The organism is Trinickia sp. Y13, assembly GCF_029522115.1.
In the GTDB taxonomy this organism is placed as follows: Bacteria; Pseudomonadota; Gammaproteobacteria; order Burkholderiales; family Burkholderiaceae; genus Trinickia.
This window is the reverse complement of record NZ_JAKWFK010000018.1, coordinates 22,086-37,424: the sequence shown is the minus strand read 5'-3', so window position 1 is coordinate 37,424 and position 15,339 is coordinate 22,086. Positions and strand designations below refer to the sequence as shown.

The following is a 15,339-nucleotide window of genomic DNA, read 5'->3' as shown; positions in this document are numbered from 1 at the left end:
GCGGCGATACCTTCTCGATCTTTTATACGGCGTAGTCGCATGCTAGACTCCGCCTCTATGTCGATTTGCCGCAGATTCCTGATCGTCCTATTGCTGGCGCTGAGCCTTCCGGTTCAGTCGTTCGCGGCTATCTCGGCGAAATACACCGCCGTGCACGCCCCAAGGATGGAGATGGGCGCGTCCCATCAGGAGCAGGTCGAGGCGGATCAGCACGTCCTCCATGTCGGCCAGGACGCCACGCTTGCAGGCGATCACCACGATCGACATTGCGCCAATGCGCATCACACCCACTACACCCATCACGCGCATCTCTGTTCGACATGTGCGTCCTGCTGTTTAGGCGTGGCATTGCCGTCTACGCCTGCGGTCGCGGTATGCGCTGACGTGAGCCGTGCAATCGTTCCCCTTCCGCCCGCTGCCGGTGTCGTGTCGTTCCTGACCGACGGCATCGAACGTCCTCCTCGCCACCTATCCGTCTGATGCTCGCTCGCGACAGACATGTCGTGGCCTGAAATTCACACTGGCTGTTCCGCTCGGGATCGCCAGTCGACTCACGACGAGAAAATAAATGCGATCGATTACTGCGGCGCTGTTCGTCGCGGCGGCTACTTTGCCGTCGCTCGCGCGCGCCACGACTACGCTTGCCGACCCGGCGGATCCGTCTGCGTCCGTGCCTGCGCTCACCGCGCCGTCCGCCTTCGACGGTTACCAGCCCTATCGCGATGGCGAGGGGCCTAGCTGGCAACAACTCAATCGTGCCGTGACGGCGAAGCCCATGCGGGGCGCAAGCAAGAACGGAATGCAGAACGGGATGACGGGCGGCATGAAGCACGGTACGCTTCCCGCCGAGCCCACGACCGACGGCCGCGAGAGCCCCTCGATGCATGAGGCGTCCCCGAAATGAAGAAACGATTCATCTTGACTCGGATCAGCGCCGGCATCGCCGCGATGGTTTTCCTCGCAGGCTGCACGACGTTCTCGAAAGACGGCGGATTCAATGCCGTCTCGTCCACCGCCTCGGAGCGAATCGGAAAGGATGCCGTCATTGTCAAGACCGACGCCGATCGCGAATCGGTCGCCAAACGGACGCAAACGTTACTGGCAAAACCGCTATCGATGGACGCCGCCGTTCAGGTTGCGCTGCTGAACAACCGCGGGCTCCAGGTTTCCTATGCGGAGTTGGGGCTGTCGGAAGCAGATCTGGTACAGGCCGGCCGACTGCCCAATCCGGGTTTCACCTTCAGCCGGACGCGCGCGAGCAATGGCGACCTGAGCATCGGCCGCATGTTTTCGGCGAACGTGCTCGCGATTCTGACGCTTCCCGTTGCCGCTCATATCGAAGCGCGCCGGTTCGAGCAAACGAAGCTCGAAACCGCCGATGCGATGCTCAAGGTGGCGGCCAATGCGCGCCGCGCATACGTCGAGGCGGTCGCCTCCGAGCAGGCTGCGAAATATGCGGAGCAAGTCAGGGACTCCGCGGAAGCGAGCGCCGAATTGGCCCTGCGCATGCGCCAGGCGGGCAATTTCAGCAAGCTCGACCAAGCACGCGAGCAGGCCTTTTATGCCGATGCCGTTGCGCAGCAGGCGAGGGCGCGTCAGCAAGCCGTCGCTGCACGCGAGAAGCTCACCCGCATGATGGGCCTGTGGGGCGCGCAAACCGAATACCGGCTTCCGGATCGCCTACCCGACCTACCGAAGGACCGGCCGGACCTGAAGGGCCTGGAAAGCTACGCCATGCGCAATCGCTTGGACATTCAGGCGGCAAAGCTGCGAACGCAAGGCGTAGCGTCCTCGTTGGGCTTGAGTCAAGCGACGCGATTCATCAATGCGCTCGATGTCGGCTACCTCGACAACTACGAGACCGACAAAGGACACGAGCATGGCTATGAAATCAGCGTGGAAGTTCCGATTTTCGATTTCGGTAACGTCAAGGTCGCCCGCGCGCGAGCAACCTATATGCGTTCGGTGAATCAATTGGCGCAGACGGCCATCGACGCTCGTTCGGAGGTGCGCGAATCGTACTCGGCGTACGCGACCAGCTACGACGTGGCGAAGCACTATCGGGACGAGGTCGTTCCTCTGCGAAAGACCATCTCCGACGAACTTTTGCTTCGATACAACGGCATGCTGGCCAGCGTGTTCGAGTTGCTGGCCGATTCGCGCGATCAGATAGCCGCGGTCAACGCCTACATCGATGCGCTGAAGGACTACTGGCTGGCGGAAACGAATCTTCAGCAAGCGCTGGGCGGACGCCTGCCGCAGGCGGGCGAGGCTCAAGCATTGAAAGCCGAACGTCCGCTCAACGAGGCCGAGCCCACCGCACAAGCTGCATCGGTGCCCGTGAAGCAACCATCGGCGCCGACAACGACTTCAGAAGGTAATTGACATGGTTTCCCGTCGACAATTTCTAAGCGGCTCCGGGGCTGCGCTCGTTGGCGCCGCGATGGTCAGCAAAGCCGGCGCGGCATCGCTGCCTGAAGCGCCGACAATGGCGAAGGCCGCGACGCAACCGCCGCTGGCACCGCACGACGGACGTCCGTACACGCCCGTCACGACGCTCAACGGCTGGACCTTGCCGTGGCGAATGAAAAACGGTTGGAAAGAATTTCATTTGACGGCCGAACCGGTCGTGCGCGAAATGGCACCAGGCATGAAAGCGAACCTGTGGGGCTACAACGGTCAATCGCCTGGTCCGACCATCGAAGCCGTCGAGGGCGACAAGGTGCGCATCTTCGTGACAAACAAGCTTCCCGAGCACACGACGGTGCACTGGCACGGCATGCCGCTGCCGAGCGGGATGGACGGCGTAGGCGGCCTCACGCAGCCGCAGATTCCACCGGGCAAGACGTTCGTCTACGAATTCCAGCTCGAGCGGCATGGAACGTTCATGTATCACCCGCATGCCGATGAAATGGTGCAGATGGCGATGGGGATGATGGGCAGCTTCATCGTTCATCCGAGGGAGCCCAGCGTCATGCCGTTCGACCGCGATTTCGTTTTTCTACTGGCCGCGTACGACATCGACCCGGGCAGTTACACGCCGCGCGTGAACGAGATGACGGATTTCAACATGTGGACGTTCAACTCGCGCGTGTTCCCCGGCATCGATCCGTTGCCCGTGCGTGCAGGCGATCGCGTCCGGATTCGATTCGGCAATTTGACGATGACAAATCACCCCATTCATCTGCACGGCTACAGCTTCGAAGTGGCCGGCACCGACGGTGGATGGATTCCGCCCGGGGCGCGCTGGCCTGAAGTGACGACGGACGTGGCCGTGGGCCAGATGCGGGCCATTGAGTTCACCGCGAACCGGCCGGGCGACTGGGCGTTCCATTGCCACAAGTCGCACCACACGATGAATGCGATGGGGCATAAGGTTCCGAATTTGATCGGCGTGCAGCAGCAGGATCTGGCCAAGCGCATCAACAAACTAGTGCCCGACTACATGGCGATGGGCAGCACGGGCGGCGCGATGGGCGAGATGGAGATGCCGCTGCCCGACAACACCTTGCCGATGATGGCCGGCACCGGCCCGTTCGGCCCGTTGGAAATGGGCGGCATGTTTACGGTCGTGAAAGTTCGCGAGGGCTTGGGCCGTCACGACTACCGTGACCCGGGCTGGTTCAAGCACCCGAAGGGGACGGTGGCCTATGAATATACGGGCGAGCTGTCCGATAGCTGAATTTCACTATGGATCGCGATTTCCGCGATCATCGATTTCATTCCTTCAGACTTGGAGAAAGCATGATGAAGAGAACATATGTTTCGATTGCGATGGGTTGCGCGCTGGCGTTTTCCGCTGCTTCTTATGCAGCGGACGATATGAGCAACATGGACATGAGCGGCGGTACGAAGCAAAGCGCCGATGCAAAGAACGCAATGTCGCACGGCGAAATCAGGAAGGTCGACACCGCGAACGGCAAGCTCACGATCAAGCATGGCCCGCTGGAGAACCTTGGCATGGGCGCCATGACGATGGTGTTCAAGGTCGAGGATCCGGCGATGATTTCCCAGGTCAAGGTCGGCGACAAGATCGATTTTGTGGCCGAGAACATTGACGGCGCGCTCACGGTCGTCAAGCTGCAGAAACACTGACGAGATTTGGTGGGACATGATCGCGCCGGCATGGGCTTTGGAGCGCTATTCATGCTCGCCGTCTCGGGAGCGCTTGGGCTGCGTTGTCTTTGACGCGAATCAAGGAAGACGGGGCAATGCGCGCTTGATTGCGGTCAGGCGCACACATGCAAGAGACCATGCCGCAGGCGGCGCGAGACCGTGGCGCAAACGGCATTTTCTGGAGCGTTCCCGGAAATTTCGCCGGGTTCTCGCGCTCGCGTGGACTTGCACCTGCGCCCCCGCGATGACCGTGCGAAAATGGCCGTTCGCATCGCATACCCTGACAACAAGGAGAGCCCGATGACCGCATCAGCCGCCGTTTTCGCCATTCTTGCCGCTTTATGGCTAGGCGCCATGATTCCGGGGCCGAGCTTCGTGCTCGTCGCCCGCAACGCCATCGGGTTGTCTCGCAGGGATGGCTTGGCTACCGCACTCGGAATGGGCGCGGGAGGCATCCTGTTCGGCGGCGTTGCGCTGGCTGGGCTCTACACGCTTTTGCAGGCGGTCGAATGGCTTTACATCGGTTTGAAGATTGCCGGCGGGGCCTATCTAATTTTCATGGCGTCTAAAATATGGCGCGGCGCGGACCAGCCAATCACGGTCGATAACACGCTTGCAAGTCAAGCTCACAGTGGGCGCAAATCTTTCTGGATAGGCTTGACTACGCAATTGAGCAACCCTAAGACGGCCATCTGGTATGGCAGTATCTTTGCCGCATTGCTGCCTCAGCATCCGCCGCTGTGGTGCTATTTTGCCTTGCCGCCGATGGTGTTCGCGGTCGAATGCGGGTGGTACACGATCGTCGCGCTGTGTTTCTCGAGCAAGGCGCCTCGCGAGATGTACCTGCGCGCGAAAAAATGGGTGGATCGGATTGCTGCCGTTGCCATTACGGGGCTTGGCGTACGATTGATTCTTACCGCGCCCAAAGCCGGCATTTGATTTGGCGCGAGGATGGCATTCAGTGCGCGCCTCTGTCGCTCGCGCGAGCGACAGAGCAAGTCCCGCACCAACGACGAGACTTGAACGTGGACACTAGGCGCGCGGCGTCAAGTGCGCGTGGATACCTTTGGCCGCAGGCGGCTGGGCAACGGGCTGATTCGCGGCAGGACGTTCTCGGAGTTCGACAGCCAATGAACGATGGCCGCTAGTGCATGCACGCCGATCAGCAACGCCAGTCCATATGCGGTCAACGCATGAAGCTGGCCAAGCAGGTTCGACAGCTCGCGGCTCTTGTGCACGAGTGTCGGGAGTGAGAATACGCCGAAGCAGTTGGCGACGTGGCCTGCCGCATTCGTCTTCAGCCAGCCCAGGATAGGAATGGCAAGCATGAGAACGAGGAGCAGGTAATGGACGGCTTTCTCTGCAAAGTAGCTCGGCGAGCCGGCCACGTTGATCGATGGCGGCAGTCGGCGTCGCATGCGCAGCCGATTCGCGATACGGAGCAATGCGAGGCCGAGAATGGCGACGCCGATCGACTTGTGCACGGCGATCAGCTCCTCGTGATCATCGAGCAGCCATCCGATGATCAGATTGCCGATCAGCGCGACGGCGAGCAGCCAGTGGAGGAGGCTGATCGAAAGCGGATAGCGGAACGCGTGCCTCATCGGCGGTACTCCAAAGGGTAAGGGGCTGACAGCCTAGTTCAGCAGATCGTGGTAGTGCTTTTTCGTGGCGTTGATCTTGCGCAGATCCTGCTTGGCCTCGTTCATGTCGTTCGCGCGAATGGCTTCGTCGACAGCAGCCAGTTGCAGCTTCAGTTTCCGCATTCCTTCGTCGTAGGTTGCCTGATCGCTACGGTAGGGCTGGCGGCTCGCCTGATCGGCGTCTTTTTCCAACTGCGCCACGTAGCGGCTTAGCTCAGGCATCGTGGTACTGGCCATTGCGCCTCGCATTGCGCGTTTCATATCTTTCATCGCGATCTTGATCTCGCCGGCGTACGTCGTCTGCGCGCCGATCACGAGTTGTGCGCAGACCAGTAGCGCCAGGAGGTAAATCCGGGGTAGGAGCTTGGACATCGGCAATCATTGAGTGGTGGATGAATGCCGCAAGACTAGTCCAGAGACGCTTAACCGCAGCTTAAGCGATGGGGCTAGCCCTCATTCCCGTGATCGATTGGGGGCGCGCCGGTATTCGCGGGAGGGGGGCGTTCGCGTGCGAAGCGCAGCCCCATGCGACGCTTGGCTCACGAAACGAAACGTTGGGGCCGCAATCCGCGCCTATTGAATGCAAATGCGGCTCAGGTCCACTGTTCTGCGAAACACGCTTCGATTCAACGACGGTACGAACGTGTACTCGTAATAAGCGTGAGTGGAAACATGGATCCAGTGACTCAAGACCTTCGGCATAGTCCTCACCCGTCGATTGACCCGCCTCGTCGAGCGCGTTCTGCTTCGGGATGCCGAGGTCGCCCTCGGCCACGTTGCGCAAACTGTCGATCCGTCGTTGAGGCATCGCGGCCGGCCTGCGCCGCACTTGCCGTCCATGGCGTCGCGGCGCATCGGCCATGATTCAAAGATAGGGTTGCCGAACCTTTCGCGCCATCCTACGAACGAGTCCCTTCGCTAGTGCATCGGCATGGCGCTGTCATACGTCGGTATATCCGGGCCGCGCCGGTGCTCATCGCTTACCCACGGAAATGCGATCGGCCGCGCGGCCGTTGTACAGCGAGCACATGAGCGGGACATAGACGATGCGGGTGCCCAACTTCGCGAGCGCGACGGGCCGGGCTCGACCACGCAGGTCGATGATCGGAAAACGGCGCCGGTTTCGATCATGACGGGCGCGACCCCGCTGAGGTTGGGTCGACATGAGGCGTTCCGAGCTATACGCTCTATTCGAGCAAGGGCGCGACACACACCTGCGTGTTTCGTCGCTGACGAGTGAGTGGAGTGAATGCCGCCTTCCGGTTTTCATGGTCGGGCTCCGTCGGTCGCCGTTGAGCTGCGACCTTTTCACGATATAGGAGCGGCATGCAAGTTACAAACCTACGAACAAGTGGTTCTGCATGAACGAGAGGGTGAGCCGATCATCCTTTGGTATAGGTCGCCGACCGATACTTTCGTATGATGTCCGTTCCGTCGCTCGCGGCCTAGACTGGTTTCGAGAGCGTGTCCCAGATATCAAGCTGATGATGACGCTGCGTTCGTTGGCGCGGCGAGGAGCGCCGTATGGGTGCGGGCCGAACCGTTTCGATCGTCGACGATGACGAAGCCGTCCGGCTTGCCGTCGCGAGCCTCGTTCGTTCGCTGGGATGGGCGACGCAGCTGTTCGCGTCGGCCGAGGAATTCCTCGCTTCCGCGCATTTGAGCGATACGACTTGCGTGATATCCGACGAGCGCATGCCGGGCATGTCCGGCGCGGCCATGCACGATCGTTTGGTGCAACTGGGGTATGCGCCCCCCATGATTTTCGTGACGGCGTTTCCGACGCCCGAGCTATGCGCCAAGGTCGGCGCGCACGGCGTGCTCGCCGTCATCGAGAAGCCCCTCGACGCGCAAACGATCGAACATTGGCTCAACGTTGCGCTGAGCCTGCCATGACGTTCGGTTTGACTTGCCGCGGCTTAACGTGAAGCGCCTCCGCCATTCTGACGAGTTCGGCCAGCGAGCGGGCGCCCATCTTCCTCATGAGCTGACCGCGGTGAATCTTCACGGTGATCTCGCTCAGGCCGAGCGCCGAGGCGATCTGCTTGTTCAGCATGCCGGACACCACGTATTCCATGACTTCCCGTTCACGCGGTGTGAGCGATTCGTAAGCGGCGCGCATCGAAGCGGTCGATCGTTCGGCGGCAAGACGTTCGCCGTCTCGCGTCAACGCATTCGACACAGCATCGAGCATATCCTGATCGCGAAACGGCTTGGGTAGGAAGTCGATTGCGCCGGCCTTCATCGCCTTCACCGTCATGGCGATATCGCCATGCCCCGTCATGAACACGATCGGCATGCGCAGCGCGCTTTTCGCCAGTTCGTCCTGAAATGCGAGACCGCTCTCGCCGCGCAACCTCACGTCGAGTACGAGGCAACTCGGTGCATCGTATTTGGGGAAGGCTAAAAACGCCTGCGACGAATCAAACGTCTCCACGCGCAAGCCAACGGAGCGAAACAGACTGCTGAGCGCTAGTCGCATCGCTTCGTCATCGTCGAGGATATAGACGACCGACAGCGCATTGCCCGCCGCGCTGCCGGCCGGCGTCGGATCGGTACCCAAGTTCATCGAACGCCCCTTGCGAGTGGGATCGTGGCTCACGATGGCGGCGCTCGTTCAGGGCGGCGCGAGGCCGCGAGCCGATGCGCGTGCGACGGGCCTACCCGCCGAATCGCATCACGGTCGATGCTTTCGTCTGATGTTTGCGCTGTAGCCGAGCCTACATTGCAGGTCATTCTACGCCCAAGAAATGTGCGGAAGCAGTGTCTTTCGGGGCGGCCGCTGGATTAGTATTTATCGGCGGGGCAGTCCACCGACGTCGTTTGGACGCGCCGTTCGATCGTAGTCAATCGACCCCGATGGGGTAGCTGGGGATCGCATGAAGGGCTGGTTTTCGGGACCGATATGGGCATGCGCGTTCTTTGCCTTGTGCGCAGCCATGCACGGCGTGTCCGCGGCTTCGGCGCCGAAGGCGCAGGCCGTCTCGGGGCGCGGCGATCTGGAGCAAGCCCAACGCATCGTCGACGCTGCGGCCCAAACGGCCGCGCCATGGAGCGGTCCGCGCACCGGGCCGCCGGGGCAGCCCGGCAAATACATCGCGGTCGTTGCCGAGGACCTGCGCAACGGCGGCATTCTCGGTGTCGTCGACGGCGTGGTGCAGGCGGCGAACGTCATCGGCTGGAGCGTCAAGATATTCGACGCCGACGGCGCGCGGGCGCTGCGGTTCAAGATGCTGTCCAATGCGCTGGCAAGCCGCCCGGACGGCCTGATTCTGGTCGGTGGCGACGCCCACGCGCTGCTGCCGGGCCTCGAGCCCTTCGCCCGGCGCGGCATCCCGATCGTCGGCTGGCACGTCGCGGCGAAGGCCGGGCCGGTGCCCGGCACTCCCGTGGCAATGAACGTGTCGACGGATCCGTTCGAAGTCGCGCGGGTGACCGCGTTGGCGGCCATCGTTCAGTCGGGCGGGCACGCGGGCGTGGTCATCTTTACCGATTCGAATTTTCAGGTCGCGCAGGACAAAGCCAATGAAATGGCTGCCGTCGTGCGCGCGTGCGAGGGGTGCACGTTGCTCGGCATCCGTGACGTGGCCATTTCCCAGTGCGAGGCGTTGATGCCCGGCGTGACACGCTCGCTGCTCGCGCAATACGGCAAGCGTTGGACGTATGCGCTGACGATCAACGACATCTACTTCGACTACGCGGTGCCGGTGCTCACCGAAGCCGGGATTCCGAACGGCGCGATGGCCATGTTGTCCGCCGGCGACGGGAGCGAATCCGCCTTCCTGCGTATTCGAAGCGGCACCTTTCAGACGGGCACGGTAGCCGAGCCGCTCAACTTGCACGGCTGGCAGCTGATCGACGAGATGAACCGGCTCGTAGCCGGGGAAGGCGTGACAGGCTACGTGTTTCCGGTGCATCTCGTGACGGCGGAGAACGTTCGCAAGGACGGCGGCGAGCGCCTGATTTACGATCCCTCCAACGGTTATCGCGACGTTTATCGGCATATCTGGCAACGCCCGTGAAACTTCAGCTTCCTCAGTCGTTGACCGCGCAATTCACGCTGGTCGCGTCATGCCTCGCGGCCCTGGTGGTCGCGGCGGGCGCGACGACCCTTTACTCGCTGACCGACTCGTCGCGCCAGCTGCGTCAGTTGGCCGAAGATCGGCTCGAGCGCCTGCAGGATGCACAGGATCTGGCGCGGCAGACGCTCACGATCGAACGCATGGCGTTGCAGCTATCAACCGACTCGACGGTCGATGCCGTACGCGATACGCAACGACACATGATCGAACACCTGACGTCGTTCGACCGCCTGGTCGACCGGCTCGCATCGGCTTCCCCCACGAGAAAGGACGTGGGCGTCGATACGCTTGCGCTGCATCGCTCGAGTCAGCGCTTTCGCAACACGATCAACACCGAGGCGCAGATACGCGAACGGGCGTTGGCGGACGCTGTCTCGCGCGGGGCCGCCGCGCCGATGCCTCGCTTGGGCGAGGATTTACCTAGCCAGGCCGAGGCCCTTGCAATGGCGGCGCGCGCGCAGTCGGATCGCTTCACGCGCGAATACCGCGAAGCGGTCCAGCTTCTGGCTCGTCGCGCCGATCGCACGCGCGCGTGGGTTGCCGGCGAGGTGGCGGTGAGCTTGCTGCTTGCTTGGTTGATCGCTCGCATCTTCCTCGGCCGACGCGTGATGGGGCGGCTGGGTCAGGTGAGCCACGCCTTGCGGCACGGTCAACTCGGCGACGCGCGAACCGGCGTGCCGGTGCACGGCCGTGATGAGATCGCCGACATGGCCCGCGCGGTCGAGCAGTTTCTCGAAGACCGGCATCGGCGCAAGCAAGCCGAGGACGCGCTCAAAGTGCTGAACGCCGAACTCGAGGCGCGCGTCGCGCAGCGCACGGCCGAGCTCAGTAAGGCGCTGGCGGGTCAAACGGCGGAGATCGTCGAACGACAGCACGCGGAAGAGGCTCTCCGTGCGAGCGAGCACTTCCTAAACAGCATCATCGAAAACATTCCGGACACGATCTTCGTCAAGGATGCGGCGACGCTACGCTTCGTGCGTTTGAACAAGGCGGGCGAGCAACTGCTCGGCTGCCGGCGCGAAGAGCTTCTCGGCAAATCCGTCCACGATTTGTTTCCGGCAAGGGAGGCAGGTTTTTTTGCCATGAAGGATCGGGACGTGTTGCGGTCGCGCCAGATGGTCGACATTGCCGAGGAGCCGGTGCTCACGCGTCGCGGATCGCGCTTGTTGCATACGATGAAGATTCCGATCCTCGACTCGCGCGGCGAGCCGCAGTTTCTGCTCGGCATCTCGCGCGACATCACGGAATCCAAGCGCGCGGAAGCCGAATTGCGCGAGAGCGAGCGGCGCTACCGGGAAGTGCAGATGGCCCTGGCTCACGCGAATCGCGTCATGACGATGGGTCAGCTGACGGCTTCCATCAGTCATGAAATCAAGCAGCCGATCGCGGCGAGTGCGACCAATGCCCAGGCCGGGCTGCTGTGGCTGCGGGCTCAGCCGCCCAATCTGGAGGAGGTTCGCCAAGCGTTCGAGCGCATCAACAAGGATATGAAGCGCGCGAGCGAAGTGATGAATCGGATTCACGGCCTCGTCAAGAAGGCGCCGCCGTCGATGGAGACGCTGCGGATCAATGCCGCGATCGACGAGGTGATCGCGCTCATGCGCAGCGAATTCGTGAGGAACGGCGTCGGTGTTCGGTTGGCGCTTGCGCAGGCATTGCCGCTCGTAGAAGGCGATCGCGTCGCGCTGCAGCAGGTGATGCTCAACTTACTCATGAACGCCGTGGAAGCGATGAGCGCCGTCGACGGCGAGGCGAGAGCCATGACGATCGGTACGCGGCGACACGAGACGGGCGAGGTGCTCGTGTCGGTATCCGATTCGGGGCCCGGCGTGGCGGCGGACGATGCCGAGCGATTGTTCGAGCCGTTCTTCACGTCGAAGGCCGGCGGGATGGGCATGGGGTTGGCGATTTGTCGATCGATTGTGGAGATGCATGGGGGACGATTGTGGGCGGGCCCCAACGTGCCTCGCGGCGCGGTGTTTCAGTTCACCGTGCCGGCATCGCCCGCGGGCGGCGTGGAGTGATGCTCTCTCGACGAGAACGCATGGCGCCCGTCGACGAACCTTTGATTTAGCTCATCGATATGATCCATTCAAATGCTCAAGATAGCTGTGTGTAGACCTAATCCGACGGCCATCGTGCGCCTGTGCCTGGACCTGATGAGGCACGAGGCGGATCTCAGCGCTTCTTGCACAGAAGGTTCGTCTCTAGCCTTGCTCGCTCGAAGGATTCTGGGTTCGAGAAGAAGGGGAACGGGAGAGGGATTCAAAACGTTGCAAGAAAATCAGCGGGTCCAGTTTGAAGTGCGCATGGGCCCCAAGGGCAAGCAAGCGGCGAGTGTGTCGCCGCTCTGATTTGTATGCCTACGTTTGGGCCTTGCGTGCTGCGCGCGTCGCCCGAACGCGATCCGTTCGCTAACGCCGGCGGCTCGGCCCTCCGGTAAGACGTTGGGGTTCTGCGCCCTGTTCGGTTGCAGCCAGAGCCGGGGCAACGAAGCGAGATGCCTGCTTATGTCTGCGGGGGCGTCGACCGGTTGTTCCCGGTGCGCGCTTCGCGGAGTTCTCGAGATGTCCCCTTCACGGCGCTCTATGAGGTGCTGACGCTTGGCGCCAGCGCCGGACGAAGACGGCATCAAGGAGGTAAACCATGCGGGTCAAGGATGTCATGCACCGAGCCGTCTGCGTCGATCCGCAGGCGAGTGTTGCCGCTGCGGCGCGCAAGCTCAGAGACGAGAAAGTCGCCTGCCTGCCGGTTTGTCGGGGCACGCGGCTGATCGGCATGCTGACCGACCGCGATATCGCGGTGCGTACGGTCGCGCAGGGTCGTGCTCCAGAAGAGATGACGGTGCGCGAGGCAATGAGCGCCGACGCCCTCAGTTGTGGACTGGACGACACGCTGGAGCAGGCCGCTTGCTTGATGCGCGAGGGCCACGTCAGGCGACTCGTCGTGCTCGATCATCACGCGTGCGTCGTAGGCATTGTCTCGGCGAACGATATCGGTGCCGAGGATATCGGCGCAGGCGAGTCGCACGCTGTGCCGTTCGAAGTCGTTTTTTACAAAGACGTGCTCGATCATTTCGGGCGAACGCACCGCAGCGAGGTCATGCGTGTGCAGGTAGCCCGAGGCACGCGCGATGAGGCGATCCGCACAGCGATGCGCGAATTCGAGCAAGTGCGGCAGGTTGGTCGATGGGATGCGCTCGCGGATGGCTATGAAGTGGTCTGTGCTTTCGGCGAACTATGACTGGACTGCCTTCGCCGCTCGGTGTACAGGACTGTCGCGATGGTTTCTGCGTCGCGGTATTTAGCCGTCACGCTGAGCAAAAAGCGCCTAGCCGAGTGCAGGGCTAGGCGAAACCGCCGATGATCGGCGGCGGAGGTATCGATGTGAAAGCGGCTTGCCTCTTTGACGATGAAGCAAGCCGTATTCCCTGCGAATCAGCGAGATGACTGTTATGTCGCGGGGCTGCCCGTTCGGGGCGCCCACTGGCTTTCATGTGGCGAGATTAATTGCCGAAGAAGATCGGCTTGACGCCATCGGCTCGGGCGGGAGCACCCGACGCAGACGAGCCGGCTTGCACGCCGCCGAAACCTTGATTGTTGCCGTTTTGGGCATTGACCCTTGCTTGCGCGATTTGCGCGTCTTCCGGGTAGCGCGGATCGTTGCTGAAACTGCGCAGGCCACCCGCTTGCTCGAACTGCACAAGCTCAGCCTTCACTTGGGCGCGGGTCACAGGCGCGCCCGATTGCGCGAAAGCGGCGACAGGAGCGGCGAAGGCGGCGGCGATGGCGACGGCTTGAATGAGCGATTTCATGATTACTACCTCCAAGAGTTGTTTATGTTTGCTGTTGCATCGTGTTCGTTGCGTTGAACCGATGACTGCAGTGTAGTGACTTGAAGGCCTAGGGTTAATACCTATCTTGATAACTTATCGTTGCAGATTTGTTCATAATCGCGAACGGCGAATGGCGCCGACATCAACTAGCGGCGCCTTCCTCTTGCTCGCGCACCAAGCCATCGGCGCTCTGCGGGGCCCGCGTCGTCACGGTTCGTGGTTGTGCTTGCCGAGCCGAGAGCACGCGCCGCAGCCACTTCCTGCCGGGCAGTTCGATGAGCCGATGCGTCCAGTGGCTCACCACGAGCAGCGTCGCGAGCAACACGAGCAATTGCACGAGCGGTGAGCCTGCGAGCGCGGCGCTGGCCTTGCGCGCGAGCGATAGGCCCTCCATCGGAAAGCGTTGCACCATGTACAGGCAGTACGAAATCTCGCCCAAGTAAACGATTGGGCGAAACGCGAGCAGGGGTGCGACGAGATCGGCATCCGACGACAACGCGAAGATCAGGAGGCCCAAGCCGACGACGGTCAGCGTATCGCGCTGCACGACGATGCCGAGCGCGATAACGCCGAGTGCCGCGAGACCCAGACCGCGCGGCAGCGAGGCGAATCCCGAACTGCGGCGCAGCCGAAACAGCAAGACGCCGGCATAGAACTCCGGGATCAATCGCGCGAGTCCGCCGGGCAATGACAATGCGGTGGAGGAGCGCCACTCGAGTATGGCTAGCGCGCCGGCCGGGACGAGCAGCAGCACTGCGCCAAAGAGCCGGTTACGTGCGGGCGCCAGTGCTACGAAGAGCGGGAAGAAGACGTAGGCGAACCATTCCGCGCTAACCGACCAGGCGACGTCGTTCCAACCGGTCACGAATTTGAATGACCAGGCGTTGAGCAAAACGAAATTGGCCGCCAGTGCCGGATAAGTGTTTTGCTCGGTACCGATCAGGTGTTTGTGCAATATGAACTGCTTGACGAACACGAGGCCGATAGCGCCTAGCAACGTCACGAAATGGATCGGATAGATGCGCGCGAACCGGGCGCCGATGAAAGCCCGATAGTCGAGCGGCTTGCCGTTGGCATAGTTATACGCGAGGATGAAGCCGCTCAGGATGAAGAAGCCGTCGACGCCGAGATAGCCGTGGTCGAACGCCGCGAAGCGGGTACCGAAATCGATGAAAGCGCCGCTCTCGAACGGGTAGAACAGGTGGCGAGTGACCACCCATAAAGCAAGGAAAGCACGCAGCCCCGTCAGTTGATCGATTTGCCCAACGGTGTTGCCTTGATTCATTCGCGGATCCCTGTTCGATGTGTTGTCGATTCGAGCGCCGCTTCCGACGACGCAAGTCAGCGTCGCGTCGCGCCTTGCGCGCCTACCCTCGATCGTTTCGATATCGGTCAATGATGGCCGATGAGTTCCGTGCGTGCTCAGGAGAATGGCGGCGCGATCTCGCCAATCGTTCGTCAATATCGGTCGCCAAGGGGCGTACGCCGTCGAATGAAAGAAAAGCGAAAGGAAATCGGCGGCGTGTAGCGTTCGGTTCGGGGCGTTTGCTTCGTCAATCGATGCGGCCACATGCGAGACGCACTATTTCCTCGATTGACGCGATACCCACGCACCATTTACCGGGGCCGTTCCCTTTCTCGCTGCGGCCGGCGCAATGTAAGC

At 61.8% G+C, this 15,339-nt stretch carries 16 protein-coding genes and 1 pseudogene; 10 read left to right on the top strand and 7 right to left on the bottom strand.

Annotated elements, in window-relative coordinates; genetic code table 11:
• Window positions 1-87 precede the first annotated feature (87 nt).
• On the bottom strand, window positions 88-309 hold the full coding sequence (locus MMB74_RS24025; RefSeq protein WP_277431164.1) for a hypothetical protein: 222 nt from the start codon (window positions 307-309) through the stop codon (window positions 88-90).
• Between the two features lie 259 nt (window positions 310-568).
• Between MMB74_RS24025 and MMB74_RS24020 the strand changes: the two genes are divergently transcribed.
• The 5 genes from MMB74_RS24020 to MMB74_RS24000 all read left to right on the top strand — a co-directional run bounded on the left by MMB74_RS24020 (window position 569) and on the right by MMB74_RS24000 (window position 5,055).
• A complete protein-coding gene (locus MMB74_RS24020) occupies window positions 569-904 on the top strand; it encodes a hypothetical protein (RefSeq protein ID WP_277431163.1) in 336 nt (111 codons plus the stop codon).
• On the top strand, window positions 901-2,385 hold the full coding sequence (locus MMB74_RS24015; RefSeq protein WP_277431162.1) for a TolC family protein: 1,485 nt from the start codon (window positions 901-903) through the stop codon (window positions 2,383-2,385). Before MMB74_RS24020 ends, MMB74_RS24015 begins: the two co-directional genes overlap by 4 nt.
• Before the next feature lies 1 nt (window position 2,386).
• Window positions 2,387-3,682, top strand: a complete 1,296-nt coding sequence (locus MMB74_RS24010; RefSeq protein ID WP_277431161.1) for a copper oxidase — start codon at window positions 2,387-2,389, stop codon at window positions 3,680-3,682.
• A 65-nt stretch (window positions 3,683-3,747) separates the two neighbouring features.
• Window positions 3,748-4,095 carry a copper-binding protein gene (locus MMB74_RS24005; RefSeq protein ID WP_277431202.1) on the top strand — a complete coding sequence of 116 codons (348 nt, stop codon included), beginning with the start codon at window positions 3,748-3,750 and terminating at the stop codon, window positions 4,093-4,095.
• Between the two features lie 321 nt (window positions 4,096-4,416).
• Window positions 4,417-5,055 (top strand): LysE family transporter, encoded by a 639-nt coding sequence (locus MMB74_RS24000; RefSeq protein ID WP_277431201.1) that lies wholly within the window; start codon window positions 4,417-4,419, stop codon window positions 5,053-5,055.
• Window positions 5,056-5,162: 107 nt separating this feature from the next.
• Here MMB74_RS24000 and MMB74_RS23995 read toward each other — a convergent pair whose 3' ends face one another.
• The 3 genes from MMB74_RS23995 to MMB74_RS23985 all read right to left on the bottom strand — a co-directional run bounded on the left by MMB74_RS23995 (window position 5,163) and on the right by MMB74_RS23985 (window position 6,924).
• Entirely contained in the window at window positions 5,163-5,720 is a 558-nt protein-coding gene (locus MMB74_RS23995; protein ID WP_277431160.1) for a cytochrome b/b6 domain-containing protein, read from the bottom strand.
• A 33-nt stretch (window positions 5,721-5,753) separates the two neighbouring features.
• On the bottom strand, window positions 5,754-6,131 hold the full coding sequence (locus MMB74_RS23990; protein ID WP_277431159.1) for a cytochrome b562: 378 nt from the start codon (window positions 6,129-6,131) through the stop codon (window positions 5,754-5,756).
• A 601-nt stretch (window positions 6,132-6,732) separates the two neighbouring features.
• The gene (locus MMB74_RS23985) at window positions 6,733-6,924 is read right to left on the bottom strand and encodes a hypothetical protein (protein WP_277431158.1); all 192 of its coding nucleotides are present in this window, start codon (window positions 6,922-6,924) and stop codon (window positions 6,733-6,735) included.
• A 359-nt stretch (window positions 6,925-7,283) separates the two neighbouring features.
• Here MMB74_RS23985 and MMB74_RS23980 point away from each other — a divergent pair, with 359 nt between their 5' ends.
• On the top strand, window positions 7,284-7,655 hold the full coding sequence (locus MMB74_RS23980) for a response regulator (RefSeq protein ID WP_277431157.1): 372 nt from the start codon (window positions 7,284-7,286) through the stop codon (window positions 7,653-7,655).
• Here MMB74_RS23980 and MMB74_RS23975 read toward each other — a convergent pair.
• On the bottom strand, window positions 7,630-8,328 hold the full coding sequence (locus MMB74_RS23975; RefSeq protein ID WP_277431156.1) for a response regulator transcription factor: 699 nt from the start codon (window positions 8,326-8,328) through the stop codon (window positions 7,630-7,632). The two genes, MMB74_RS23980 and MMB74_RS23975, sit on opposite strands and share 26 nt — an antisense overlap.
• Window positions 8,329-8,638: 310 nt before the next feature.
• Between MMB74_RS23975 and MMB74_RS23970 the strand changes: the two genes are divergently transcribed.
• From MMB74_RS23970 to MMB74_RS23955, 4 genes and pseudogenes are all read left to right on the top strand, one after another.
• Window positions 8,639-9,781 carry a substrate-binding domain-containing protein gene (locus MMB74_RS23970; RefSeq protein ID WP_277431155.1) on the top strand — a complete coding sequence of 381 codons (1,143 nt, stop codon included), beginning with the start codon at window positions 8,639-8,641 and terminating at the stop codon, window positions 9,779-9,781.
• Window positions 9,778-11,865, top strand: a complete 2,088-nt coding sequence (locus MMB74_RS23965; protein ID WP_277431154.1) for a sensor histidine kinase — start codon at window positions 9,778-9,780, stop codon at window positions 11,863-11,865. The genes MMB74_RS23970 and MMB74_RS23965 overlap by 4 nt, the downstream gene beginning before the upstream one ends.
• Window positions 11,866-12,099: 234 nt before the next feature.
• Window positions 12,100-12,195, top strand: a pseudogene (locus tag MMB74_RS23960) (cold shock domain-containing protein); the annotation flags it as partial.
• A gap of 292 nt (window positions 12,196-12,487) precedes the next feature.
• Window positions 12,488-13,084 (top strand): CBS domain-containing protein, encoded by a 597-nt coding sequence (locus MMB74_RS23955; RefSeq protein WP_277431153.1) that lies wholly within the window; start codon window positions 12,488-12,490, stop codon window positions 13,082-13,084.
• A 262-nt stretch (window positions 13,085-13,346) separates the two neighbouring features.
• On the opposite strand, the gene MMB74_RS23950 is transcribed toward MMB74_RS23955, so the two are convergent.
• Both MMB74_RS23950 and MMB74_RS23945 read right to left on the bottom strand, forming a co-directional pair.
• Window positions 13,347-13,655 carry a DUF4148 domain-containing protein gene (locus tag MMB74_RS23950; RefSeq protein ID WP_277431152.1) on the bottom strand — a complete coding sequence of 103 codons (309 nt, stop codon included), beginning with the start codon at window positions 13,653-13,655 and terminating at the stop codon, window positions 13,347-13,349.
• 163 nt (window positions 13,656-13,818) lie between these two features.
• The gene (locus MMB74_RS23945; protein ID WP_277431151.1) at window positions 13,819-14,961 is read right to left on the bottom strand and encodes an acyltransferase; all 1,143 of its coding nucleotides are present in this window, start codon (window positions 14,959-14,961) and stop codon (window positions 13,819-13,821) included.
• Between the last annotated feature and the right edge of the window lie 378 nt (window positions 14,962-15,339).

Coding starts and splice junctions, on each gene's coding strand:
- MMB74_RS23995 (WP_277431160.1), bottom strand. CDS start 5,720: ATGAGGCACGCGTTCCGCTATCCGCTTTCGATCAGCCTCCTCCACTGG.
- MMB74_RS24005 (WP_277431202.1), top strand. CDS start 3,748: ATGAAGAGAACATATGTTTCGATTGCGATGGGTTGCGCGCTGGCGTTT.
- MMB74_RS23950 (WP_277431152.1), bottom strand. CDS start 13,655: ATGAAATCGCTCATTCAAGCCGTCGCCATCGCCGCCGCCTTCGCCGCT.
- MMB74_RS23945 (WP_277431151.1), bottom strand. CDS start 14,961: ATGAATCAAGGCAACACCGTTGGGCAAATCGATCAACTGACGGGGCTG.
- MMB74_RS24010 (WP_277431161.1), top strand. CDS start 2,387: ATGGTTTCCCGTCGACAATTTCTAAGCGGCTCCGGGGCTGCGCTCGTT.
- MMB74_RS23990 (WP_277431159.1), bottom strand. CDS start 6,131: ATGTCCAAGCTCCTACCCCGGATTTACCTCCTGGCGCTACTGGTCTGC.
- MMB74_RS24015 (WP_277431162.1), top strand. CDS start 901: ATGAAGAAACGATTCATCTTGACTCGGATCAGCGCCGGCATCGCCGCG.
- MMB74_RS23970 (WP_277431155.1), top strand. CDS start 8,639: ATGAAGGGCTGGTTTTCGGGACCGATATGGGCATGCGCGTTCTTTGCC.
- MMB74_RS23975 (WP_277431156.1), bottom strand. CDS start 8,328: ATGAACTTGGGTACCGATCCGACGCCGGCCGGCAGCGCGGCGGGCAAT.
- MMB74_RS23980 (WP_277431157.1), top strand. CDS start 7,284: ATGGGTGCGGGCCGAACCGTTTCGATCGTCGACGATGACGAAGCCGTC.
- MMB74_RS24000 (WP_277431201.1), top strand. CDS start 4,417: ATGACCGCATCAGCCGCCGTTTTCGCCATTCTTGCCGCTTTATGGCTA.
- MMB74_RS23955 (WP_277431153.1), top strand. CDS start 12,488: ATGCGGGTCAAGGATGTCATGCACCGAGCCGTCTGCGTCGATCCGCAG.
- MMB74_RS23985 (WP_277431158.1), bottom strand. CDS start 6,924: ATGTCGACCCAACCTCAGCGGGGTCGCGCCCGTCATGATCGAAACCGG.
- MMB74_RS24020 (WP_277431163.1), top strand. CDS start 569: ATGCGATCGATTACTGCGGCGCTGTTCGTCGCGGCGGCTACTTTGCCG.
- MMB74_RS24025 (WP_277431164.1), bottom strand. CDS start 309: ATGCGCGTGATGGGTGTAGTGGGTGTGATGCGCATTGGCGCAATGTCG.